Origin of the sequence: Isoptericola haloaureus, assembly GCF_036689775.1 — a bacterium.
Lineage (GTDB): Bacteria > Actinomycetota > Actinomycetes > Actinomycetales > Cellulomonadaceae > Isoptericola > Isoptericola haloaureus.
Genome location: NZ_JBAGLP010000118.1, coordinates 1,034,191 through 1,058,679, shown reverse-complemented (window position 1 = coordinate 1,058,679; position 24,489 = coordinate 1,034,191). Strand labels below are relative to the sequence as shown.

The following is a 24,489-nucleotide window of genomic DNA, read 5'->3' as shown; positions in this document are numbered from 1 at the left end:
ACACACTGCGAAGGGATACCCATGGCTGTCGACACCACCGCGACGACGCGTCTCGCCGTCGCCGACGTCCCCCGGCTCGTCGCCGAGCTGACCCTGGAGGAGAAGGCCTCCCTCTGCTCCGGGCAGGACTTCTGGAACACCCAGGCGGTCGAGCGCCTCGGGATTCCGGCCGTGATGGTCACGGACGGACCGCACGGGCTGCGCAAGCAGGCCGGCGTCGCCGACCACGTCGGGCTGAACGACTCGGTCCCCGCCACCTGCTTCCCGCCCGCCGTCGGGCTCGCCTCCACCTGGGACCGCTCCGTGGTCCGCCGCGTGGGCGAGGCGCTCGGCGTCGAGACCCGCGCGAACGACGTCGGCGTGCTGCTCGGGCCCGGCGTCAACATGAAGCGCAGCCCCCTGTGCGGCCGCAACTTCGAGTACTTCAGCGAGGACCCGCACCTCGCCGGCGAGCTCGCCGCCGACCTCGTGGACGGCATCCAGTCCCAGGGCGTCGGCACCTCGCTCAAGCACTTCGCGGCGAACAACCAGGAGACCGACCGCATGCGCGTCTCCGCCGAGGTCGACGAGCGCACCCTGCGCGAGATCTACCTGCCCGCGTTCGAGACCGTCGTCACCCGCTCCCAGCCCTGGACGGTGATGTGCGCCTACAACAAGATCAACGGCGTCTACGCCTCCCAGGACCCCTGGCTGCTCACCGAGGTCCTGCGTGACGAGTGGGGCTTCGAGGGCCTCGTCGTCTCCGACTGGGGCGCGGTCGACGACCGCGTCGAGGGCGTCGCCGCCGGTCTCGACCTCGAGATGCCGTCCTCCGCCGGGATCAACGACGCCCGCATCGTCGCCGCCGTGCGCGCCGGCGAGCTCGACGAGGCCGTCGTGGACCAGGCCGCCGCCCGGGTCCTGACGATGGTCGCCCGTGCGCTGGAGGCTGCGGCCGACCCGGGCACGTTCGACGCCGCCACCCATCACGCCCTCGCGCACGAGGTCGCCACCCGCACGGCCGTGCTGCTCAAGAACGACGGCGACGTGCTGCCGCTCGACCCGTCCGCGGCCGCCGACCTCGTCGTCGTCGGCGAGATGGCGCGCACCCCGCGCTACCAGGGCGCCGGGTCCTCGCAGGTCAACCCCACCCGCCTGGTCAGCGCCCTCGACGCGTTCGCCGAGCGCGGCTTCGACGTGCCGTTCCACCCCGGCTACGTGCTGGCCGAGGCCGCCGGGAAGCCGGGGCAGGACCGCACCGACGCCGAGCTCCGGGCCGAGGCCGTCGCGGCCGCGGACGGGCGCACCGCCGTCGTCTTCGCCGGGCTGCCGGGGGTCGACGAGTCCGAGGGCTACGACCGCGAGCACATGGACCTCCCCGCCGCGCACCTCGCCCTGGTCCGCGAGGTCGCCACCGTCGCCGCGCGCACGGTCGTCGTGCTCTCCAACGGCTCGGCCGTGACGGTCTCCGGCTGGGAGGACGCCGCCGACGCGATCCTGGAGACGTGGCTCGGCGGCCAGGCCTCCGGGTCGGCGACCGTCGCGCTGCTGCTCGGCGAGGCCTCGCCGTCCGGCCGCCTGGCCGAGTCCATCCCCGTCGCGCTCACCGACGTGCCCGCCCAGCTCAACTTCCCGGGCGAGAACGGTGCCGTCCGGTACGGCGAGGGGCTGTTCATCGGCTACCGCGGGCTCGACGCCACCGGGGCCGACGTCTCCTACCCGTTCGGCCACGGCCTGACCTACACCTCGTTCGGGTACGGCGACCTGACGGTCGACGCCGACGCGGTGACCCCGGCGACGGCTCCGGACGACGTCGTCGCGCGCGTCGCGTTCAGCGTCACCAACACCGGGTCCCGCGAGGGTGTCGCCGTGCCGCAGCTGTACGTGGGCCGTCCCGGCTCCGCCGTCGCACGCGCCCCGCGCGAGCTGCGGGGCTTCCGGACCGTCGCGCTGCAGCCGGGCGAGACGCAGCGGGTCGAGCTGGCGCTGACCCGCCGCGACCTGTCCCACTGGGACACCGCCACCCACGGCTGGGTCGTCGAGCCCGGCGCGGTCGAGGTGGCCGTCGGCGCCTCGTCCCGCGACCTGCCGCTGACGGCCACGGTCGACCTCGTCGCGCCGACGGCGGAGGTGCCGCTGCGCGCCGACTCCACCATCGACGAGTGGCGGCGCCACCCGGAGGCGTGGGCGGCCCTGTCGGCGGCCATGGGCGACGCCGCGCAGATGTTCGACACCGAGTCCGACCCCGCGATGGCGGCCATGCTGTCCGCGATCCCCGCGGTCAAGGTCACCACGATGGGCTTCGCCGAGGGACTCACCCCCGAGAAGTTCTCGGAGCTGCTCGCGCAGCACGGCCGGGCCTGACCCGGAACCGGGAGCGCCGGCCGGACCGTCAGGGTCCGGCCGGCGCGCCCGGTGCGTCACGCGCTCGCGACGGTGGAGCGTCGCACGACCAGCTCCGGCTGGTAGACGGTCTGGCGCGGGATCGTGTCGGGGTCCTCCGACTCCTCGAGGAGGATCCGCAGCGCCGTGGCGCCGATCGTCGTGCTGGGCTGGCGCATCGAGGACAGCGGCACGGCGGCGGCCGCGGCGAACGAGATGTCGTCGAACCCCATGATCGCGACGTCCTCGGGGACCCGGAGACGGCCGTCGCCCACGATGGCCTGCAGCAGCCCGAGCGCCACCAGGTCGTTCGCCGCGAAGACGGCGTCGGGCCGGTCGGCGGGCTCCCTCGCGAGGAGACGCTCGCCGGCTCCCACGCCGGCGGCGACGCTCGTGGTCCCGGTCGCGACGACCTCGACCGACACGGGCAGGCCGGACTCGTCCGCCGCGACCCGCGCCCCGGCGAGCCGGTCGGTCACCTGACGCAGGGTCAGCGGCCCGCCGACGAAGGCGATCCGACGCCGGCCGGTCGCCAGCAGGTGCTCGACGGCCATGCGCCCGCCGGCCACGTTGTCCACCGAGACCGACGAGACCGGTTCCTCCCCGCTGAACCGGTCGACCAGGACCGTCCGGATCCCGCGTTCCCGCAGCTGGTGGAGGCGTCGGCTCACGTCGCCGACCGGAGCGATGAGCAGCCCGCGGACGCGGTGCTCCTCGAACAGGTCGAGGTACATGCGCTCGCGGGCGGGGTCCTCGGCCGAGCTGCCGTAGAGGAGGGCGATGCCGCGGTCGGCCGCCTCGTCGGCCGCACCGCGTCCGACGTCCTGGAAGAACGGCACCTGGCTGTCGACGACGATCAGCCCGATGCTGGCCGTGACGCCGGACCGGAGGTTCCGCGCGGCCTCGTTGCGCACGTAGCCGAGCTCGCCGATGGAGGCGCGGACGCGTGCCAGCGCGTCCGGGGAGACGCTGTCCGGTCGGTTCAGCGCGTTGGACACCGTGCCGACGGACACGCCGGCGTGCCGCGCGACGTCCCGGACACTCACTTGGCCCACGTTGTCTCCTCCTCAGACATCAAGCAGATCACGATCGAGCGTCGGCCTTGACCACCGTCGGTCGGGTCCGTAGATTAAACCTGAACGACCTTGAAACGTTTCATCGTTCGTTCAGTGACCTCAGGATAGTCCGCCTCGACGAGGAGGTATCGGTGCAGTCGGACACCACGTCGGCGACGCCAGCGTTGGAGCTGTCGCGCGTCGTCAAGTCGTTCGGTGCCGTGGTGGCGCTGCGATCCGGGAGCCTCCGGCTCCACGACGGATCGATCCATGCGCTCATCGGCGAGAACGGGGCCGGGAAGTCGACCCTGGTCAAGATCATCGCGGGGCTCTACCGGCGCGACGGCGGTGAGTTCCGGCTGCGCGGCGAGGAGGTCGACTTCCACAGCACCGCCCAGTCGAAGGCCAACGGCATCGCCGTCATCTACCAGGAGCCCACCCTCTTCCCGGACCTGTCCGTGGTGGAGAACATCTTCATGGGGCGCCAGCCCACCGGCCGGCTCGGCCGGATCGACCGGGCGGCCATGCGCGCCGAGGCGACCGAGATCTTCGACCGCCTGGGCGTGTCGATCGATCCCGACCGTCCCACCGACGGGCTCTCGATCGCGGACCAGCAGATCATCGAGATCGCCAAGGCGATCTCCCTGGACGCGAGCGTCCTGGTGATGGACGAGCCGACGGCGGCGCTGAGCGGCGTCGAGGTCGACCGGCTGTTCTCGGTCGCCCGCAGCCTGCGTGACGAGGGCCGTGCGCTGGTCTTCATCTCGCACCGCTTCGACGAGGTCTTCGACCTGTGCGACACCGTCACGGTGATGCGCGACGGCGCCCACGTGGACACGATGCCGATCGCGGAGACGACCGTCGACGACATGGTGCGCATGATGGTCGGCCGCGACGTGACCGAGATGTTCCCCAAGCTCCCCGCGGAGATCGGCGAGGAGGTGCTCGCCGTCGACGGGCTCACCCAGCCCGGCGTGTTCCACGACGTCTCCTTCACCGTGCACGCCGGCGAGATCGTCGGCCTGGCCGGCCTCGTCGGCGCCGGTCGCAGCGAGGTCGCCCGTGCCGTCTTCGGCGTCGACCCCTACCGCGAGGGCACCGTGCACGTCGGCGGCGCACCCCTGCCCAAGGGGCGTCCGCGGGCCGCGATGGCCCGTGGCCTGGCCCTCGTGCCCGAGGACCGCCGGCGCCAGGGACTGGTGCTCGACCTCCCGGTGACCCGCAACATCACGCTCGCGGTCCGCGACCGGCTCGCCCGGTTCGGGCTCATCTGGGGGAGCCGCGAGAACGAGTCCGCCCGCGTCTGGGCCAGCCGCCTCGAGGTCAAGACGGCGGCGCTCGACACCGAGTCCGGCACCCTCAGCGGCGGCAACCAGCAGAAGGTCGTCCTCGGCAAGTGGCTCGCCACCGACCCGAAGGTCCTCATCGTCGACGAGCCCACCCGCGGCATCGACGTCGGGACCAAGGCCGAGGTCCACCGGCTGCTGTCGCAGCTCGCCCAGCAGGGCATCGCCATCCTGATGATCTCCTCCGAGCTGCCCGAGGTGCTCGGCATGGCCGACCGGGTCCTCGTCATGCGCGAGGGCCGGCTGACCGGCGAGTTCAAGCGGGAGCAGGCGACCCCCGAGGCCGTCATGCTCGCCGCCACCGCAGACGAGGAGCCCGCCCGATGACCACCACGGCCACCACTCCGACGCATCCCGTCCTGGCGGGCCTCGGCCGCCTGATCCGCGCCCGCGAGACCGGGATCGCGATCGCCATCGTCGCCGTCGTCACGCTCGCGACGGTCCTCAACCCGAGCTTCCTGTTCTCGAACGACGGCTTCCGGGACCTCTTGCTGACGCCGTCGCTGCTCATGGTCGTCGCGATCGGGCAGGCGATCGTCATCATCACGCGGAACGTCGACCTGTCGGTCGGTTCCGTCGTGGGCCTGACGGCGTACCTGACCGGCACCCTGTTCGTGCAGGTGCCCGGGCTCCCGATCGTCGTCGTCTTCGTCGCGGGCATCGCGCTCGGCGCCGTGCTCGGCCTGATCAACGGTGCCCTCGTCGCCTTCGCCAAGGTGCCCGCGCTGGTGATCACCCTCGGCACGATGTACATCTACCGCGGCATCAACGTGGCCTGGACCGGGTCCGACCGGATCAACGCATCCGACATGCCGGCGGCCTTCCGGGGGCTCGGCACGGACACGGTGCTCGGGCTGCCCGTCCTGACCCTGCTCGCCGTGGTGGTCCTCGTGTACGCCGCCTGGCACCTGCGCAACCTGCGCAGCGGCCGCGAGCTCTACGCGATCGGGTCCGACCCGGCCGCCGCCCAGCTCTACGGGCTCCGCGTGACCCGTCGCATCCTGGCGGCCTTCGTGGTCAGCGGGTCGGCGGCCGGACTGGCGGGCGTCCTCTACGCCGCCCGGTACGGCACCGTCAGCTCGAACGCCGGGTTCGGCTGGGAGCTCGAGGCCATCGGCGCGGCCGTCATCGGCGGCGTGGCGATCTTCGGCGGTGTCGGCACCGTCTGGGGAGCGGCGCTCGGCGCGTTCCTGCTCCTGACCATCAACCGTGCCCTGCCGATCATCGGCGTGGACGACTTCTGGCAGCGCGCCGTCGTGGGCGTGCTCATCATCGGCGCCATCGTGCTCGACCGCATCGCCGCGCAGCGCCAGCACCGACGACTCGTCGCACAGAGGGAGGAGACCCGATGACCGCCACCACGGAGGCAGCGGCGCCCCGCACGTACGCCGCCCACGCCCAGCCGCTCTGGCGCCGCGTCCTCGTCACGCGGGAGGCGTCCATCATCGGTCTCCTGCTCGCGGTGATCGCCGTCGCGATGGCGACGGTCCCGAACTTCGACAGCCCGCTGACGGTGACCTACCTGCTGCGCGAGACCGCGCCGATCCTGCTCATCGCGCTGCCGATGACCCTGATCATCATCACCGCCGAGATCGACCTCTCGGTGGCCAGCGTGCTCGGGCTGGCCAGCGTCGTCACCGGGCTCGGGGTCCAGGCCGGCTGGCCGCTCCCCGTGGCCATGGTGGTCGCCGTCCTGGTCGGTGCGACGGCGGGGGCGATCAACGGTGCGCTGGTGACCGTCGTCGGGCTGCCGTCCCTCGCGGTGACCATCGGCACGCTCGCGCTGTTCCGCGGCATCGCCGTCGGACTCCTGGGGACGACCGCCATCAGCGACTTCCCCGAGACGTGGACCGACCTGGCCCGCACCAACATCCCCGGGACGCCCGTCCCGGTCGTCATCATCGCGTTCGCCGTGCTGGCGCTCGGGTTCGCGGTGCTGCTGCACTTCACCCCGTTCGGCCGGTCGCTCTACGCGATCGGGCTCAACAAGGAGGCCGCGGCCTTCTCCGGCATCGACGTCGGCCGGTCGAAGTTCTGGCTCTTCGTGATGAGCGGGACGGTGGCCGGGTTCGCCGGCGTCTACTTCACCCTGCTGTACAACAACGCCCGCGGTGACAACGCCATCGGCATGGAGCTGCAGATCATCGCCGCCGTCCTGCTCGGCGGGGTGTCCATCTTCGGCGGCCGCGGCGCCCTGCACGGCGTCATCGCCGGTGTCCTGCTCATCGGGACGCTCGGCAGCGCACTGCGCCTGGCCGGCGTGACCAGCGACATCATCAACGTCCTGACCGGCCTGCTGCTCGTGCTGTCGGTCGTCTCCGCCAGTGCCCTGAGCTGGGTCCACCAGCGACGGGTCGCCGCCCTGGGCCGACGGCGCGGCCGATCGCCCGGGACCTCGTCCTGACCCCGACCCGACACTGACCGCAATCCCCGTACCTGACGAAAGGAACGACGATGTTCTCCTTCCAGCACCGTGCACGCCGCGGTCTCGCGCTGACGGCCTTCGCCGCCGGCACCGCGCTCGCCCTGTCCGCCTGCTCCGGCGGTGACGACGCCGGGTCCGACGGCGGTGACGCCGGCGGCGGCGGCAGCGAGGAGGCCGCCTCGATCACCTTCCTGCCGAAGAGCCTGGGCAACCCGTACTTCGACACGTCGAACGCCGGGGGCGCCGACGCCGTCGAGGAGCTGGGCGGCACCTTCGAAGAGGTCGGTCCCTCCGAGGCGAGCCCGACCTCGCAGGTCAGCTTCATCGAGACCGCCGCCCAGCAGGGAGTCGACGCGCTCGTGGTGTCGGCCAACGACCCGGAGGCGATCTGCGACGCCCTGAACGAGGCGCGGGACGTCGGCGTCGCCGTCGTCACCTTCGACTCCGACACCAACCCGGAGTGCCGCGACCTGTTCGTCAACCAGGCCACGGCCGAGGGCATCGCCCAGGCCCAGGTGGACCTCATCACCGAGCAGATCGACGACTCGGGCCAGATCGCGATCCTGTCGGCCTCGGCGAACGCGACGAACCAGAACGCGTGGATCGAGCTCATGGAGGCCGAGCTCGACGCCAACCACCCGGACGTCGAGCTGGTCGAGGTCGCTTACGGCGACGACGACGACCAGACCTCGTTCGACAAGACGGCCGCGCTGCTGCAGACGTACCCGGAGCTCGAGGGCATCGTCTCGCCGACCACGGTCGGCATCGCGGCCGCCGCGCGCTACCTGTCCACGTCGGAGTACCAGGGCGAGGTCGCGCTGACCGGCCTGGGTACGCCGAACCAGATGCGCGAGTACGTCGAGGACGGCACCGTCGAGGCCTTCGCGCTCTGGAACCCCGCGGACCTCGGCTACCTGTCGGCCTACGCCGCCAACGCCCTGGCGACGGGTGAGATCTCGGGCGAGGCCGGCGACACGTTCGAGGCGGGCGAGCTCGGGTCCTACGAGGTCGACGAGGAGGGCACCGTGCTGCTCGGCGACCCGTTCGTGTTCGACGCCGACAACATCGGAGACTTCGACTTCTGAGAAGTCGAATGGAAGCCGGTGCCCGGGAGATCACCGGGAAGTGAACCGGGCACCGGCTTCGTCAGCACGGCCGTCAGCACGGCCGTCCCGGCCCCCGCTCCACGGAAGGAGGGGTACTTCGATCTTAGGACGCTCGACGACGACGTCGGAAGCGTCCACCCCCGACGGGCTGCGGCCCGTCGCCCCGGCTGATCATCGCCGCTCAACGACGAGTCATGATCTCGAGGAATCGGAGTGTGTTCACCATGATGTCCAGGACCGCGACCGCGACGGACCGTGCCTGCCACGGTGCCCTCGTCGCCCCCACGGGGGTGGCCCTGCCATGAACCGCATCGCACGAACCACCATCGTCACCGCCGCCGCCGCGGCGCTCACCCTGCCCCTCGCCACGGTGCCGGCGTCCGCCGGTCCGGGCGACCACCCCGTGTCCGTCTCCGGACTGAGCGTCGACGGACGCGACGACACCCCGCTCGACGTCGACAGCGACCGTCCGCTGCTCGGCTGGACGATGACGAGCGAGGACACCCCCGGGAACCCCTGCTACGACGCGTCGGCCGCGGGGACCTGCGCGATCGACGAGCAGACGGCCTACGAGATCGAGGCCGCGTCCTCGGTCGCCGACCTGGAGGCCGGCGACCTGCTCTGGGACTCGGGCAAGATCTCCTCCGACCGGCAGGCCAACATCGCCTACGGCGGGGACGACCCGCTGGAGTCCCGCGACAGCGTGGCGTGGCGGGTGCGCGTCTGGGACGCGCTCGGTCACCCCTCGGACTGGAGCGAGCCGTCCACCTTCAAGATCGGGCTGCTCCAGCAGAGCGACTGGGGCGACGCCCGCTGGATCGAGCAGGCGGACCGCGACCCGGCGGACCCGCTGCCGATCTTCGCGCGTCAGTTCGACCTCGACGAGGACAAGGACGTCGCCTCGGCCCACCTCTACGTGTCGGGCGCGGGGCTGCACTACGCCACCGTCAACGGCGAGAAGGTCACCGAGGAGCACCTGGCCCCCGGCAACACCAACTACCAGCTCTCGACCGAGTACCGCACCTACGACGTCTCGTCCGTGCTCGAGCCGGGGGAGAACGCCGTCGGCGTCGAGCTCGGCAACGGCACGGCGTACGTGCGGCGCTCGATCCACAACGAGGAGGTCGGACGCACCTCCCCGTACGCCTGGTGGCAGAGCCAGATCAAGGGCAGCGGCGAGCTCGTCGCACCGGTGGAGGCCGGGGCCACGACCGTGCTCCTGACCAGCACCGAGGACTACCACGTCGGCGGCACGATCAACATCGACACCGGCGACGGCGGTGACCGCCTCGAGTCGCGCGTCATCACCGACATCGGCACCGCGGGCGAGGACGGGACCGGCATCTCCTTCGAGCCGGGCCTGGACGCGGCGCACGCCGTCGGCGCGCACGTGACGGCGTCGGGCAACAACATCGCCGAGACCGACCCCAGCGCCGGCGCCGCGGTGACCCCGCGGATGATCGCGCGTCTCGAGGTGTCCTACGCCGACGGGTCGAGCGACGTCGTCGTGTCGGACCGTGACTGGCGGGCCGCCTCCGGTGCGCTCGTCACCGACGCCTGGTACTCCGGCGAGGACTACGACGCCCGCCGCGAGCAGGTCGGCTGGAACACGCCGGGCGCCGACCTCACGGACGGGGCCGAGCGTCGCGACGGGTCGGCCATGAACTGGGCCGCGGCCGGGATCGCCCCGCCGCCGAACCTCGCCACCGAGCTGGTCGCGCGCCAGGCGGAGGGCATCTACGAGGCCGAGCGGTTCACCCCGCAGAACATCACGAACCCCGCCGAGGGCGTGTGGGTCTTCGACTTCGGCCAGAACTTCGCCGGGTTCGCCCAGCTGGACCTGCCGGAGCTGCCCGAGGGCACCGTCGTCAAGGTCAAGCCGGCGGAGAGCCTCGCCGAGGACGGCACGGTCGACCAGGGCTCGCTCGGGCCCGGGTTCCGCGGGAACGACCTGTTCAACTCGTACACCACCGCCGGTCTCGAGGGCGGCGAGTCGCGCACGCCGATGTTCAACTACTTCGGCATGCAGTGGGTCCAGATCGAGGGTCTGCCCGCGGACTACACCCCGACGGCCGACATCGTCACGGGCCTGCGCCTGCAGGCGGCGACGCCGGAGGTCGGGACGTTCGACTCGTCGAACGACCGGATCAACCGCATCAACAAGATGGCCCGCTACTCCATGGCGTCGCAGATCTTCTCGACGTTCACGGACTGCCCGGGTCGTGAGAAGCAGTCCTACCCGGCGGACTACACCATGCCGATGGACGGCTTCTCGCGGATGTTCGAGTTCGACGCCTACCTGCGCACGACGCAGCGCCACCTGGTGGAGGGGCAGTCGATCGCGGACTCGTACATGTTCGGCAACGTCGCGCTGAAGACGCCGGTCCACGACTGGGGCTACACGCGGCGCTTCGGCGACGAGATCAACTGGGGCAACGGCATCATCCTGGTGCCGGCGTTCCTGTACGAGTACTACGGCGACACCCGGGTCATGACCGAGACCTACGACCGGATGGTCTACTTCGTCGAGTACATCCAGCGCGAGAAGGCGGAGGGCCACATCGTCGACGGCGCTCTCGCCGACTGGGTCTCGGCCGAGCAGACCTCCGGGCGCATCACCGGCACCTGGGGCTACTACGTCATGATGACCAAGATGGCCATGATGGCGGAGCTGACCGGCCACGACGAGGACGCCGCCGAGTTCGCCCAGACGGCGGAGGACATCAAGGCCGCGTTCAACGACGCGTTCCTCAACACCGACCTCGGGTACTACACCGAGGACGGCACCGGCGCCGACGGGGCCACCCAGGCCGCTCAGGCGCTGCCGCTCGACGCGGGCATCGTGCCCGACGAGTACCGCGAGTCGGTGCTCGAGCGGCTCGTGGAGGACGTCCAGGAGTTCGGTCCCGACGACGGCCCGCACTTCAGCGCGGGGACGATCGGGCTGGCCGCCGTCGTGCGGCAGCTGACCGACAACGGTCACGGCGAGGTCCTGTTCGACGCGCTGCAGACGGACACCGAGCCCGGCTACGGCTACTTCATGGAGTCGACGACGGCGAACCCGGACGGGTTCACCACGATCGGCGAGCGGTGGACGCGTGGCAGCTCGAAGAACCACATGATCCTCGCCCAGATCGTGGAGTGGTTCCAGACGGGTCTGGTCGGCATCGACCGGGCGGACGGCTCGGTCGGGTACGACGAGCTCGTCTTCAAGCCGCAGCCCGCCGGCGACCTGACCTGGGTCGAGGGCAGCTTCGACACCCCGCGCGGGGTGGCGAGCAGCCGGTGGGACAAGACCGACGAGCACTTCACCCTCACGATCGAGGTGCCGGCGAACACGACGGCCGAGGTCTGGGTGCCGACCGGTGGCGACCAGGCGGTGCTCACCCCGAACCGTGCGACCTTCGAGCGCGTCGAGGGCGAGTTCGCGGTGTACTCCGTGGGCGCCGGCGAGTTCACCTTCGTCGCCGCGGAGGAGGGCTACGACGACATCGCCGCGGCGGTGGAGTCCTTCGCCGGTGACGGGGCCCTGTCGGAGCAGCTCGCCGACAACCTGAGCAAGTTCATCGACCGGGCCCGCGAGGCCTCGGCCGAGGGCAAGGCCCAGACCGCGGACAGCGCGCTGCGCGCGTTCCGCAACCAGATCGAGAACGCGAACTCCAAGCGCGCCTCCGACGAGGCGGTGGCGGAGCTCGCGGAGATGGCCGCGGACCTGCAGGCCCTGCTGCGCCAGGAGGGAGGCATCCCGGTCGACCGGTGACGGGGTGACCTCGGCGGCGTCGCCGCCGAGGTGACCTGATCGGCCACGCCACGGGGCGGGTGCGCACGCGGGAACGCGGGCGCACCCGCCCCGTGCTCGTCGGCCCCTCGCCGCCGACGATTCCGCGCAGACCGTGATGCGACTGTGATTGACGCGCTTCGTCGAAGCGCCGTACGATCAACGAAAGCCCATCGGTGAATAGTTTTCGCAGAGGCGGACGCACCAGATGGATTCCTACGAGGAGGTAGGCATGTCTGCGCACACACATCGAGCAGGTCCGGTCGCACTGGCCGGGCTGGCGGCCACGGGTCTCGTGCTGGCCGGCTGCGCCGGAGACGGGGACTCGAGCGACGCCGAGGCGTCGGCCGAGGGCCCGGTGACGCTGGAGTGGTTCCAGGGATCGGGCGTCGAGACCAACATCGCGACCGCCGAGGCGCTCGCTGACACGTTCAACGCATCGCAGTCGGACATCGTCGTCGAGGTCGACGCGTCGGGGCCCAGCGACTCCGCCGAGCTGGACAACCTCATGAAGACGCGCCTGGCGACCGGCGAGATGCCCGACATGTTCTGGTACAACAGCGGGTCCCTGCTGCAGGCGCTGAACCCGGACCAGACGATGCTCGACATCTCCGACGAGGGCTTCGTCGGCGACCTGGACGACTCGTGGGTCTCGGCCGTGTCGACGGACGAGGGGATCTTCGGCGTCCCGGTCCAGACGGCGGGCGGCGGCGGGATGTTCTACAGCATCCCGATCTACGAGGAGCTGGGGCTGGAGGTGCCGACCACCTGGGACGAGTTCCTGGAGAACTCCGACGCCATCCGGGACGCCGGCTACACGGCCGTCCAGCAGACGCACGGCGACGCCTGGACCGCCCAGATCATCGTCCTCGCCGACTTCTACAACGTGTGGGCGAACGACAACGACTGGGCGTCGAAGTACACCGCCAACGAGGTGAACTTCGCCGACGACCCGGTCGCGGTCAAGGGCTTCACGAAGCTCCAGGACGTCTACGAGCGCGACTACATGAACGAGGACTACGCGTCGGCCCTGCTGAACGACGGGCTCGAGGCCGTGGCGACCGGCGAGGCCGGGCACTACCCGATGCTCGGGTTCGCGCAGGCGACGATCGCCACCAACTGGCCCGACCAGGCCGAGGACGTCGGGTTCTTCGGCGTCCCGGGCGAGGCCGACACGGAGCCCGGCACGACGATCTGGATGCCGCCCGCGCTCTACGCGCCGGCCGACACCGAGCACCCGGACGCCGTCAAGGAGTTCATGGCCTTCGTCGCCAGCCCGGCGGGTTGCGACGCGGTCACCGAGGCGCTCGGCGCGACCGGTCAGTACCTGGTCGACGGGTGCACCGTGCCGGACGAGGCCCCGCGGATCGTGGCGGACTTCGGTCCGTACTTCGAGTCCGGCAACGTCGCGCCCGCGCTGGAGTTCCTCTCGCCCGTCAAGGGTCCGAACCTCATGCAGATCTCCGTCGAGGTGGGCTCGGGAGTCCGTGACGGCCAGAGCGGCGCCGAGCTGTACGACGCGGACGCCGCCAAGCAGGCGCAGCAGCTCGGCCTGCCGGGCTGGTAAGCCGACGCCTGTCCACCGCGGGGCCGCCGGCGCGCCGGCGGCCCCGCCCCGCCTCACCCCAAGGGCTCACATCATGGCGACACTCGCCCCTCCTGACGCGTCGGACACCGCGGCACGGACGCCCGGACGGCGCTCGTCCTCGCGCAAGTATGCGAACCGCATGTACCCGCACTGGTTCCTGCTGCCCGGAGCCGCGGTCTTCGTCGTGCTGTTCATCGTGCCGACGTTCGCGTCGTTCTACTACGCGTTCACCCGCTGGACGCTGTTCGACGTCGAGTTCATCGGCTTCGACAACTTCGTCACGTTCTTCAGCGACCCGCAGCTCAGCAAGGGTTTCACGAACACCCTGATCTTCGGCGCCCTGACCTCGGGCCTGAAGATCGTGCTCGGGCTGCTCCTCGGCGTCCTGCTCACCTCCAACATCTGGGCGCGCGGGTACCTCCGGGCCGTGGTCTTCTTCCCCGTGCTGGTGAGCGTCGTCGGCGTGGGGATCACCTTCCAGGCGCTGATGGACCCGTACGACGGCGTCATCAACGAGTTCCTGGCGATCTTCGGCATCGACGGTCCGGGATGGCTGACGAACCCGGACCTCGCCCTCTACTCGATCATCCTGGTCGACGTGTGGCGCGGGGTCGGGCTGGCAGCGCTCATCTACATGGCAGGACTCGTCGCGATCCCCCAGGAGTACTACGAGGCGGCGCGGGTGGACGGCGCCACCGGGTGGCACCGGTTCTGGAACGTCACCGTGCCGCTCGTCCGCCCGGCGACGACCACCGTCATCATCCTCTCCCTCATCGGCGGGCTCCGGGAGTTCCAGCTGATCTGGGTCATGACCGGTGGCGGACCCGGGTTCGCCAGCGACGTGCTCGCGTCGGTCATCTACAAGCAGTACGCCTACGGCTTCTTCGGCCTGTCCACCGCGGGCAACGTCGTGCTCTTCGTGGTCGTGAGCGCTGTCATCCTGCCGCTGTTCTGGTGGCTCAACCGAAAGCAGACAGAACTGTGAGCCGCACCGTCTCGCGCCACGTCTACGGCGCCGTCGCCGTGCTGTTGTCGGCGGCCATCTTCCTCGTCCCGTTCGCGTTCATCGTCCTGCAGTCGCTCAAGACGGGTCCGGACTCGGCGGGCCTGCAGTTCTCCTGGCCGGTCGACATCGTCTTCTGGGAGAACGTCGTCGCCGTCTTCCAGGCACGCGACTACATGCTCATCACGGCGTTCATCAACAGCACGATCCTGACGGTGCTGTCGGTGTCGATCATGGTGGTGCTGGCGGCGATGATCGGCTGGGTGCTCGCCCGGCGGCCGTCGCGCTGGAACGGGGTGATCACGTTCTTCGTGCTGGCGGGGCTGATCGTGCCGCCGGCCATCGTCCCCACCGCCCGGCTCATGCAGACCCTCGGCATCTTCAACACGATCGGCGGACTCGTCCTCATCGAGGTCGCCTTCGGCATGTCGTTCTGCGTCCTGCTCTTCCGGGCGTTTGTCTCGAACGTCCCGCGGGAGCTCGACGAGGCGGCGACGATCGACGGCGCCGGCCCGATCCGGCTGTTCTTCAAGATCGGCTTCCCGCTGATGAAGAGCGTGATCGTCACGGCCATCGTCGTGCAGTCGGTGACGGTGTTCAACGACTTCGCGAACCCGTTGTACTTCGCCCCGGGCGAGGAGAACGCGACCGTCCAGCTGACGCTGTTCAACTTCCAGAGCCAGTTCCAGACGACCTGGAACCTGCTGTTCACCGACATCCTGCTCATCACCATCCCGCCGTTGGTGATGTACATCTTCTTCAACCGTCAGATCGTGGCCGGGATGACCTCCGGCGCCGTCAAGGGGTGACCTCGTCCGCATGAAACATCGATATCTCGGCAGCTCCGGACTGAAGATCTCGGAGATCACGCTCGGCAACTGGCTGACGCACGCGTCCCAGGTCGAGGACGACGCGGCGGCCGCGTGCGTGCACGCGGCGCTCGACGCCGGCATCACCACCTTCGACACCGCCGACATGTACGCCGACACCGAGGCCGAGCGGGTTCTCGGCGACGCCCTGCGAGGGCAGCGCCGGGAGTCGCTCGAGATCTTCACCAAGGCCTACTACCCCGTCGGTCCCCAGGGTCCGAACGACGGGGGGCTGTCCCGCAAGCACCTGATGGAGTCCATCGACGGGTCGTTGCGGCGCCTCGGCACCGACTACGTCGACCTCTACCAGGCGCACCGCTGGGACAACGCGACGCCCCTGGAGGAGACGATGGTGGCCTTCGCCGACATCGTCCGGTCGGGCAAGGCGCTCTACATCGGCGTGAGCGAGTGGACCGCCGACCAGCTGCGCGCCGGGGCCGCGCTCGCCCGCGAGCTGCGGATCCCGTTCGTCTCGAACCAGCCGCAGTACTCGGCCCTCTGGCGCATCATCGAGGCGGAGGTCGTCCCCGCCTCGCGCGAGCTCGGCATCTCGCAGATCGTCTGGTCGCCCGTGGCCCAGGGCATCCTCACCGGCAAGTACCGGCCCGGTCACCGGCCGCCGTCGGGCAGCCGCGCCACCGACGGCAACGGCGGTGCCCAGATGATCACCCGCTTCCTGCGGGACGAGGTCCTGGAGCGTGTCGAGAAGCTGCGGCCCGTCGCCGACGAGCTCTCGCTCACCATGGCGCAGCTCGCCGTGGCCTGGGTGCTCCAGAACGACAACGTCTCCGCAGCGCTCATCGGGGCCTCGCGTCCCGAGCAGGTCGCCGAGAACGTCGCGGCGTCCGGCGTCGTCATCCCCGCCGAGCTCATGGCGCGGATCGACGAGGCGCTCGGCGACGTCGTCGAGCGCGACCCGGCGAAGACCGCCGCGGAGTCCCCCGTGCGCTGAGGGCCCCGGAGCACGACCGCGCCCGTCGTCCCCGGCCGGGGACGACGGGCGCGGTCGTGCGTGCTCAGGCCGCGGTCAGGTGATGGGTGCCGCCCACGACCTCCTCGACGCGGCCGTCCGGCAGGACGATCTCGGCGGGGAGCCCGTCGGGCAGCGCGACCTCGAGGGTGAAGCCGTCGTCGTCGCGCCGCCACGCGACCGAGACCCGACCGTGCCGGGTCTCGTACGCGGTCTCGGCCCAGTCGATCCCCGGGCCGGGCACGGGCTCGACCCGGACGCGGTCGTAGCCGGGGGCGGCGGGACGGAGGCCGCCGACGACCTGGTAGATCCAGTCGGCCACGGCACCGAGCGCGTAGTGGTTGAAGCTCGTCATCTCGCCCGGGTTGATCGACCCGTCGGGCAGCATCGAGTCCCAGCGTTCCCACACCGTGGTCGCGCCCATCGTGACCGGGTACAGCCACGACGGGCACGACTTCTCCAGCAGGAGGGCGTACGCGTCGTCGACGTGCCCGGTCTCCGACAGGGCCCACGTGATGAAGGGCGTGCCCGCGAACCCCGTCGTCACCGTGTAGCCGGCCGCCCGCACCAGCTCGGCGAGGCGGTCGCCCGCGACGGCCCGGTCGGCGTCGTCGAGGACGTCGAACGCGATCGCGAGGGCGTACACGGTGGTGCAGTCCGACCGCACGACGCCGTTCTCGACGTAGTGCTCGTTGAACGCCGCGCGCGTGCGGACCGCCAGCCGCGCCCACCGCTCGGCGTCGGCCGTCTCGCCGGCGACGGCGGCCGCCTCGGCGGCGAACCGCGCCGTCCGGACGAGGCACGCCGTGGCCACGACCGACGGGTCGGCCTTGCCGGCGCCCGGGTCCTCCGGCGGGGCGTCGGGGTCCAGCCAGTCGCCGAGCTGGTTGCCCAGGTCCCACAGGCCCGTGGGCGAGATGTAGGGCTCGACGGACTCGAGGTGCATCTTCATGGCCGGGTAGTGCTCGGCCAGGCGTCCGGCGTCGCCGTACGCCGTCCACAGCGCCTGGGGGACCCAGACGGCCGCGTCGCCCCAGATCGCGGTGGCGGCCCACGGGGGCAGGCTGAAGTCCTCGGGCCAGCGCTCGTACTTGAGCACGTCGGGCACGACGAGCGGCACGCCGCGATCGGCCGAGTGCTCGGTCTCGACGCGCAGGTCGGCGAGCCAGTCGTGCAGGAAGTCGGCCGAGTCGAACTGGAAGGCCGCGGACGCCGCGTAGGCGGCGATGTCGCCGGTCCAGCCCAGCCGCTCGTCGCGCTGCGGGCAGTCGGTCGGCACGGAGAGGAAGTTGCCCTTCTGGCCCCACACCGAGTTGTGGACGAGCTGGTTCACGTCGGGGTCGGAGCAGGCGAAGGTCCCGGTGCGGGCCATCTCGGAGTGCACGACGACCGCCTCGAGGCTGTCGGTGGTCAGCTCGCCGGGCCATCCGGTCACCAGGGCGTAGCGGAACCCGTGGAAGGTGAGCGTCGGCTCGAACGTGTCCACGCCGCCCGAGAGGACGAACAGGTCGCGGGCGGCGGCGCCCCGCAGCGGTCGGGTGCCGAGCTCGCCGTGCTCGAGCACCTCGGCGTGGCGGATCTCGATCTCGGTGCCGGCGGGACCCTGCACCGTGCACCGGAGCCAGCCGACGAGGTTCTGGCCGAAGTCCACGAGCGTGCCTCCGCCCGGTGCCGGCCAGATCTCGACCGGACGGAGCGTCTCCTGGCGCCGCACGGGCGGGCCCACCGGGGCGACGAGGGTCGAGCGGTCGACGTCCACCTCGTGCACCGTCAGCGGCGACGGGCGTCCGCGCAGGCGCGCGTCGATCGTCTGGCCGTCGTAGAGGGAGTTGCGCGGGACCTCCGTCGTCTCGGCCGACCAGTCGTCCCCGGTGGCGACACGCTGCGTGGAGCCGTCCCGGTACGTGAGGTCCAGGACGGCCGCGACGGCGATCTCCTCGCCGTAGTTCGCCCGCGCGTCGGCGAAGCCCAGGTCGCCCCGGTACCAGCCGTTGCCCAGCACGAGGTCGAGGCGCAGCGGTCCGTCGCCTCCGGCGACCAGCTCGCGCACGTCGTGCTCCTGGTACGCCAGCCGCCACTCGTACGAGGTCCAGCCCGGGTCCAGCACCGAGTCCGACACGGGCGTGCCGTCGATGCGGGCCTCGTAGACGCCGTGGGCGGTGGCGCGCAGCACCGCGCCGGTGATCTCGGCGCGGGGCCGGTCGAGCTCGCGCTCGACCCAGAAGCGGGCCGCCGCCTCCCGGTCGGCGTCCGAGCCGAGGAAGCGCGCGCCGTCGAGGGGATCGGTCGTCATTGTTCTCTCCCTGGTGGTGGGGCGGTCGTGGGCAGGAACGGTCAGCCGGCGGCTCGCGCCACGGCGACCGCGAGCCGCGCGAGCTCCACCGCGCGGTGGTCGGCGCCGCCGGGATGCTGCATGGGGGAGGGGACGTAGCCGAAGGCGAGTCCAGTGCGGGGGTCGGCGAACGCGAGCGCCCCGCCGGCGCCGTCGTGGCCGAACGCGCCGAGGCCGGCGAACGGCTGCCGCGGCTGCGGCAGCATGAACATCATGCCGAAGCAGTTGGGGACGCCGAGCACGCGGTCGGTGCCCCACGCGTGCTGCTGCGCCATCTCGGCGAAGACCTCGGGGGCGGCGACGTGCACCCCGCCGCCCGGCAGCGCGGCGGCGTAGACCTGCGCGAGGCCCCTCGCCGAGCCGACGCCGCCGATCGCCGCGAAGCCGGCCCGGCGCACCGCGGGGTTGTTCGTGCTGGCGCCCTCCGCCGAGCGGTCGTCGGGCACGGAGAAGTTCGAGAACACCGCCTCGGCGATCGCGTCGGCCGGCGGTCGGGCGGCGACCTCGGCCGCCTGCTCCGCGGTGAGCTCCGGGTCCCGGACCGGGACGTAGCGGCCGTCCCGGTCCTCGGGCAGGCCGAGGTGGAGGTCCGCGTCGAGCGGACCGCGGACCGACGTCTCGTACACCGTCTGCAGGGTGCGTCCCGTGACCCGCCGCACGAGCTCCTCGACGAGGATGCCGATGGTCAGCGCGTGATAGCCGAACGCCGACCCGGGACGCCACAGCGGCCGCTGTGCGGCGAGGACCGCGGCGGCGGCCCGGGAGTCGACGACGTCCGCCACGCCCAGCGGTCGCTCCACGAGCGGGAGTCCCGCCTGGTGCGAGAGCAGCTGCCGGACGGTGACCTGGTCCTTGTCCGCCGCGCCGAACTCGGGCCAGTAGTCCGCGACGACCCGGTCGGGGTCGAGCAGGCCGCGGTCGAGGAGGTGGGCGACGACGAGCGCGGCGACCCCCTTGGTGGCCGAGTAGACCCCCGTGACCGCGTCGACGGTCAGGTGCGGACCGCCGGCGAGGTCGAGGACGGGCTCGCCGCGGACCCGCACGCTCAGCTGGGCGCTGAGGGTCGGGTCCGCCTCGACCAGGGCGGCGAAGCGGTCGGCGACGGACCGGAAGGCCGGGTCGCACCCGCCCTGGAGCACGTCGTGGCTCATCGCGCCGTCTCGACGGACAGGTCGACCTCGGCCGGCAGGTCCTCGACCGAGAACCCGGCGCGCACCACGTAGGTACCGGGCTCGGTGCGCCATCCGTCGTCCCAGTGCTGGAAGGCCCGGGCGGCGACCGGGACGTCGACCACGACGGTCTCGCCCGGACCCGCCGTCGCCGTCGCGAAGCCGCCCAGCCAGCGCACGGGCCGGTCCACCTCGGACGGCGTCGCGCGCTCGAGGTACACCTGCGCCACGGTCTTGCCGGCGCGGTCGCCCTGGTTGGTGAGCCCGACGCGCAGCACGGCGTCGTCGCCGGCCGTCAGCGTGGCGGGTGCGTCGACGTGGTCGATCCTCCAGGAGGTGTAGCCCAGCCCGTGACCGAACGGGTACGCCGGCGCGACGCCGGCCCGCAGCCAGGCGCGGCTGCCCACGTGCACGCCCTCGGCGTACTCGAGGACGCCGTCCACGGGGCGGGTGTCCGACACCGGCACCTCGTCCTCGACGTCCGGCCACGTCACCGGCAGGCGGCCGCCCGGCTCGGCGTCGCCGCCGAGGACCTCCGCCAGGGCGTCGCCGAACGCCTGGCCCGGGAACCAGCTGACCAGGACCGCGGCGACGTCGTCGCGCCAGGGCAGCAGCACGGGCGCTCCGGAGTTCACCACGACGACGGTCCGCGGGTTCGCGGCGGCCACGGCCCGCACGAGGTCGTCCTGCCGTCCGGGGAGGGACAGCGAGGTGCGGTCGAACCCCTCGGACTCGACCTCGCCGGAGGTCGAGACGACGACGACGGCGACCTCGGCGGCGGCTGCGGCGTCCGCCGCCTCGGCGATCAGGGCGTCCGCGTCACGTGTGGTGGGCGGCACGCCGACACCCAGCGTGAGGGCGTCGGGGATGCCTTCGGCGAAGGGTCGGAACGTGACGGTCACCAGCGTGTGCGACGCCGGGGTGGGGATCTCGACCGACTCGCTCGGGGGGTGCAGGACCGTCGCCGCCGGGTCGTCGCCGGGCCGGAGGTGCTGCTCGCCGGTGGCGACCTCGACGCCGTCCGCCGTCACGGTGTAGCCGGCGACGCCCACGATCCCGAGCCGCGTCACGGCGTCGTCCGTGCGCCAGCGGAAGCTCATCTCCACCCGGTCGGCCTGGACCACCGGCGAGTCCCACGCGAAGCCGACCACGCGGGACGCCCGGCGGTCCTCCTCCAGCGTCACCGTGCCGTCGGCGTCGAGGTACCGCACCGTCATGCCCGGGTCCCCGTCGGGGGTCGTGACGTCCTCGTCCGGCAGGTCCGCGACGCCGCGCTGCACGACGGCGCCCAGCGACCAGGTGACGTCGGCGTCCGGCCAGCGCCGCGCGAGGCCGTCGACCGGTGTGCTGACCGACGGCGGGATCACCGTCGCGCTCCCGCCGCCCTGGGTGCGGGCGACGCGCGCGCCCTCGCCGACGAGCGCGATCGAGCGGGGCGACGCCAGGGGCAGGAGCCCGTCGTTGCGCAGCAGGACGGTCCCGGCGACCGAGGCGGCGTGCGCCGTCGCGTGGGCGTCGTCGGCCGCCGGCCGCGTCGGGGCGGGCAGGCTCTCGAGCGCGCCCACCCGGGCGGCGAGGGCCAGCAGCCGGTCGACCTTCCGGTCCACGGCCTCGACCGGGATGCGCCCGTCGTCGACGGCGCGGACCAGCTCCGCACCCCACGGCCCGTCGGGGCCCGGCATGACGAGGTCCTGGGGGTGCCGTGCGCTCTCGAGCGTCCGCACCGCCGTCCAGTCGCTGACCACGACGCCGTCGAACCCCCACTCGTCGTTCAGCGGGGTCGTCAGGAGGTCGTTCTCCGACGCGGTGCGGCCGTTGATCGAGTTGTAGGCGCTCATGACGAGCCGGCAGCCACCGTCCACGACGGGACCCTCGAACGCCGCGAGGTAGACCTCGCGCAGCGTGCGGTCCGCGACGCGGACGTCGACGGTGAACCGCTCCGTCTCGGAGTCGTTGGCCACGTAGTGCTTGACCGTCGCGCCGACGCCGAACGCCTGGATGCCGCGCACGTAGCAGGTCGCCAGCTCGCTGGTCAGCAGCGGGTCCTCGCTGAAGGCCTCGAAGTGGCGGCCGCCGTACGGGGTGCGCTGGATGTTGATCGTCGGTGCGAGCACGACGTCGGCGCCCTTGCGCACCGCCTCCCCGCCGAGCCCGCGGCCGACGCGCTCGACCATGTCCCGGTCCCACGAGGCCGCGACCGCGGTGGGCGACGGGAAGTTGACCGACGGCGAGCGCTCGTCCCACAGCTGCCCGCGGACGCCCGCGGGGCCGTCGGAGAGCACCATGGAGCGCAGTCCGACGGAGGGCAGCGGGGCCGTGGACCAGGAGTCCTGCCCCGTCAGCAGCCGCACCTTCTCGTCCAACGACAACGACTCGCGCAGCTTGCGCAGGTGTGTCCTGGTCTCGTCGTCCATCATCGTCCCCGCTTCGTCGAAGGTCCGGAAAACCGCTCATCGACATGATTTCACACATCCGGCGCGGCTACTATGGCCGCATGGCATCCCGTGGTCCCTACGCGAAGGGTCTCGCCAAGCGCGAGGAGATCCTCGACGTCGCTCTCGACGAGTTCGCGCGCCGCGGGTACGACCGGACCTCGATGCGGGAGATCGCCCGGCAGTCCGGACTGAGCCAGGCGGGCCTGCTGCACTACTTCAGCGCCAAGGAGGAGCTCTTCCTCGCCGTGCTGCGCCGGCGGGACGACCGGACCACCGCACCGGACGAGTACAGCCACTCCCACTCGGTCGGCGAGCTGCTCGGGGCCGTCGAGCGGAACGCCGACGAGCCGGGCCTCGTGCGGCTGTTCGTCTCGATGTCGGCCGAGAGCGCCGTCGGGGACGGCAGCGTCGCCCACGACTTCTTCGTGGAACGGTACCGGTGGCTGACCGAGGAGATCGCGACCGACATCCGGGCCCAGCAGGAGGCCGGCGAGTTCTCCACCGCCGTCGACCCCGAGGACGCGGCGTCGATCCTCGTCGCCGTCGCCGACGGCCTGCAGCTCCAGTGGCTGCTCCGTCCCGAGAGCGTCGACATGGGTGCACGGATCAGCATGTTCTGGTCGCTCCTCAAGGCCGGGGCGTCGGTCCGTCAGGGCGACTTCCTAGACTGACCCCGTGCCGTCACCGTCGCAGAAGCAGCCCGCCCCGCCCGTCGTCGACCCGGTCGTGCTGACCGACCTCGACCCCGGTGAGGCGGCCGAGCTCGCCCCCGGTGCCGACCTCGAGGGCCGCGTCCACACCGGGATCGACGTCGACCGCCTCGAGCTCCGCGGCGCGCAGGCCCACACCTCCCGGCTCGACGGCCTGCGGGCCGGCGAGGCCGACCTGCGTCACCTCACGCTGACCGAGGTCGTCATGACCCAGGTCGACGTCCCGGTCGTCGCGGGCATCCGCGGCCGGTGGCGGGACGTCGAGGTGCGCGACGCCCGGGTCGGGTCCGCCGAGCTGTACGAGTCCTCCTGGCAGTCCGTGCGGTTCGTCGGCTGCAAGCTGGGCTACGTCAACCTGCGCGGCGCCACGCTGGCGGACGTCGTGTTCACCGACTGCCAGATCGACGAGCTCGACCTCGTCCAGGTCCGGGCGACCCGGGTCGCGTTCGAGGGCACGAGCGTGCGCCGGCTCGACGTGCAGGCCTCCACGCTGCACGACGTCGACCTGCGCGGCGCCGACCTCACCGAGCTGGTCGGGACCGACGCGCTGCGCGGCACCACGGTCACGAGCGAGCAGCTCACGCAGATCGCCCCGATGCTCGCGGCCAACCTCGGCATCACCGTGACCGGCTGACCGGGAGCCGAGGATGCCGAAGATCAGCGAGGCCACCGTCGTCGAGCACCGCGAGGCCCGGCGGGCGGCGCTCCTCGACGCGGCGCGGGAGCTGCTCACGGAGCAGCCCGACCAGGTGCCGGGGCTCGGACGGGTCGCCGAGCGCGCGGGGCTGTCCCGGTCGGCGGTCTACCACTACTTCCGGTCGCGCGACGACCTCCTCGACGCGGTGATCGCCGACGCCTTCCCGCGCTGGGAGCAGCGGATCGCCACCGCGATGCACGGGTGCACGGAGCCCCGGGACAAGGTGCTCGCCTTCGTCGCGGTCAACCTCGGGCTGGTCGCCGACGGGGAGCACGCCCTGGCCCAGACCCTCGCCGCGGCGGTGCCGACCGAGGAGATGGCGCGCCGGGCGCGCGCGTTCCACGACAGCCTGCTGCGCCCTGTGCGTGAGGCGCTCGACGACCTCGGCGTCGCCGATGCCGACGCCACGGTCGACCTGGTCAACGCCGTCGTGCTCGCCGCGGCACGCCGCCTCGAGTCGACCGGGGACCTGGAGGCCGCGCGCCGGAGCGTGGTCGACCTGCTCGACCCGTACCTGAGGGAGCAGCGCCCGGTCCAGGACTGAGGCGCCCCGGTGTGCCCCACGTCACCGTCCCGGGCCTGGCGCTCGACATCTTTATCGACGTAGTGTCGACAACATGTCGACGGCACGTCGACATCGTAGCC

Annotated in this window: 17 protein-coding genes; 13 read left to right on the top strand and 4 right to left on the bottom strand. The window is 71.9% G+C overall.

The genetic code is table 11. The features are described 5' to 3' along the window. Positions 1-21 precede the first annotated feature (21 nt). Positions 22-2,343, top strand: a complete 2,322-nt coding sequence (locus V5O49_RS14985) for a glycoside hydrolase family 3 C-terminal domain-containing protein (RefSeq protein ID WP_332902907.1) — start codon at positions 22-24, stop codon at positions 2,341-2,343. Between the two features lie 56 nt (positions 2,344-2,399). Here V5O49_RS14985 and V5O49_RS14980 read toward each other — a convergent pair whose 3' ends face one another. Beyond that, the gene (locus V5O49_RS14980; RefSeq protein WP_332902906.1) at positions 2,400-3,407 is read right to left on the bottom strand and encodes a LacI family DNA-binding transcriptional regulator; all 1,008 of its coding nucleotides are present in this window, start codon (positions 3,405-3,407) and stop codon (positions 2,400-2,402) included. 161 nt (positions 3,408-3,568) lie between these two features. On the opposite strand from V5O49_RS14980, the gene V5O49_RS14975 reads away from it, so the two are divergent. The 9 genes from V5O49_RS14975 to V5O49_RS14935 all read left to right on the top strand — a co-directional run bounded on the left by V5O49_RS14975 (position 3,569) and on the right by V5O49_RS14935 (position 16,483). After that, entirely contained in the window at positions 3,569-5,089 is a 1,521-nt protein-coding gene (locus V5O49_RS14975) for a sugar ABC transporter ATP-binding protein (RefSeq protein WP_332902905.1), read from the top strand. Beyond that, complete coding sequence (locus tag V5O49_RS14970) at positions 5,086-6,114, top strand: ABC transporter permease (protein WP_332902904.1); 1,029 nt, start codon at positions 5,086-5,088, stop codon at positions 6,112-6,114. The genes V5O49_RS14975 and V5O49_RS14970 overlap by 4 nt, the downstream gene beginning before the upstream one ends. Next, complete coding sequence (locus tag V5O49_RS14965; RefSeq protein ID WP_332902903.1) at positions 6,111-7,166, top strand: ABC transporter permease; 1,056 nt, start codon at positions 6,111-6,113, stop codon at positions 7,164-7,166. The genes V5O49_RS14970 and V5O49_RS14965 overlap by 4 nt, the downstream gene beginning before the upstream one ends. A 50-nt stretch (positions 7,167-7,216) precedes the next feature. Beyond that, a complete protein-coding gene (gene rhaS, locus V5O49_RS14960) occupies positions 7,217-8,272 on the top strand; it encodes a rhamnose ABC transporter substrate-binding protein (RefSeq protein WP_278236085.1) in 1,056 nt (351 codons plus the stop codon). Positions 8,273-8,594: 322 nt separating this feature from the next. After that, a complete protein-coding gene (locus V5O49_RS14955; RefSeq protein WP_332902902.1) occupies positions 8,595-12,053 on the top strand; it encodes a family 78 glycoside hydrolase catalytic domain in 3,459 nt (1,152 codons plus the stop codon). 250 nt (positions 12,054-12,303) lie between these two features. Then, positions 12,304-13,638, top strand: a complete 1,335-nt coding sequence (locus V5O49_RS14950) for an ABC transporter substrate-binding protein (protein ID WP_332902901.1) — start codon at positions 12,304-12,306, stop codon at positions 13,636-13,638. Positions 13,639-13,711: 73 nt separating this feature from the next. Next, the gene (locus tag V5O49_RS14945; protein WP_405001188.1) at positions 13,712-14,644 is read left to right on the top strand and encodes a carbohydrate ABC transporter permease; all 933 of its coding nucleotides are present in this window, start codon (positions 13,712-13,714) and stop codon (positions 14,642-14,644) included. Further along, positions 14,641-15,471, top strand: coding sequence for a carbohydrate ABC transporter permease (locus V5O49_RS14940; RefSeq protein WP_332902900.1), 831 nt, complete (start codon positions 14,641-14,643; stop codon positions 15,469-15,471). The genes V5O49_RS14945 and V5O49_RS14940 overlap by 4 nt, the downstream gene beginning before the upstream one ends. A gap of 10 nt (positions 15,472-15,481) precedes the next feature. After that, on the top strand, positions 15,482-16,483 hold the full coding sequence (locus V5O49_RS14935) for an aldo/keto reductase family protein (protein WP_278236089.1): 1,002 nt from the start codon (positions 15,482-15,484) through the stop codon (positions 16,481-16,483). Between the two features lie 64 nt (positions 16,484-16,547). Here V5O49_RS14935 and V5O49_RS14930 read toward each other — a convergent pair whose 3' ends face one another. Genes V5O49_RS14930 through V5O49_RS14920 form a run of 3 tightly spaced genes read right to left on the bottom strand, consistent with a single transcriptional unit; the run spans position 16,548 to position 22,419 of the window. Further along, positions 16,548-18,794 (bottom strand): family 78 glycoside hydrolase catalytic domain, encoded by a 2,247-nt coding sequence (locus tag V5O49_RS14930; RefSeq protein WP_332902899.1) that lies wholly within the window; start codon positions 18,792-18,794, stop codon positions 16,548-16,550. 41 nt (positions 18,795-18,835) lie between these two features. Further along, complete coding sequence (locus V5O49_RS14925; RefSeq protein WP_332902898.1) at positions 18,836-19,984, bottom strand: serine hydrolase domain-containing protein; 1,149 nt, start codon at positions 19,982-19,984, stop codon at positions 18,836-18,838. Continuing rightward, positions 19,981-22,419, bottom strand: coding sequence for a beta-glucosidase family protein (locus tag V5O49_RS14920; protein WP_332902897.1), 2,439 nt, complete (start codon positions 22,417-22,419; stop codon positions 19,981-19,983). Before V5O49_RS14920 ends, V5O49_RS14925 begins: the two co-directional genes overlap by 4 nt. A 77-nt stretch (positions 22,420-22,496) precedes the next feature. Between V5O49_RS14920 and V5O49_RS14915 the strand changes: the two genes are divergently transcribed. The 3 genes from V5O49_RS14915 to V5O49_RS14905 are packed head-to-tail and all read left to right on the top strand — an operon-like array spanning position 22,497 to position 24,388. Beyond that, positions 22,497-23,108, top strand: a complete 612-nt coding sequence (locus tag V5O49_RS14915; RefSeq protein ID WP_332902896.1) for a TetR/AcrR family transcriptional regulator — start codon at positions 22,497-22,499, stop codon at positions 23,106-23,108. Between the two features lie 4 nt (positions 23,109-23,112). After that, entirely contained in the window at positions 23,113-23,781 is a 669-nt protein-coding gene (locus V5O49_RS14910; protein WP_332902895.1) for a pentapeptide repeat-containing protein, read from the top strand. 13 nt (positions 23,782-23,794) lie between these two features. Next, on the top strand, positions 23,795-24,388 hold the full coding sequence (locus V5O49_RS14905) for a TetR/AcrR family transcriptional regulator (RefSeq protein WP_332902894.1): 594 nt from the start codon (positions 23,795-23,797) through the stop codon (positions 24,386-24,388). Positions 24,389-24,489: the final 101 nt, after the last annotated feature.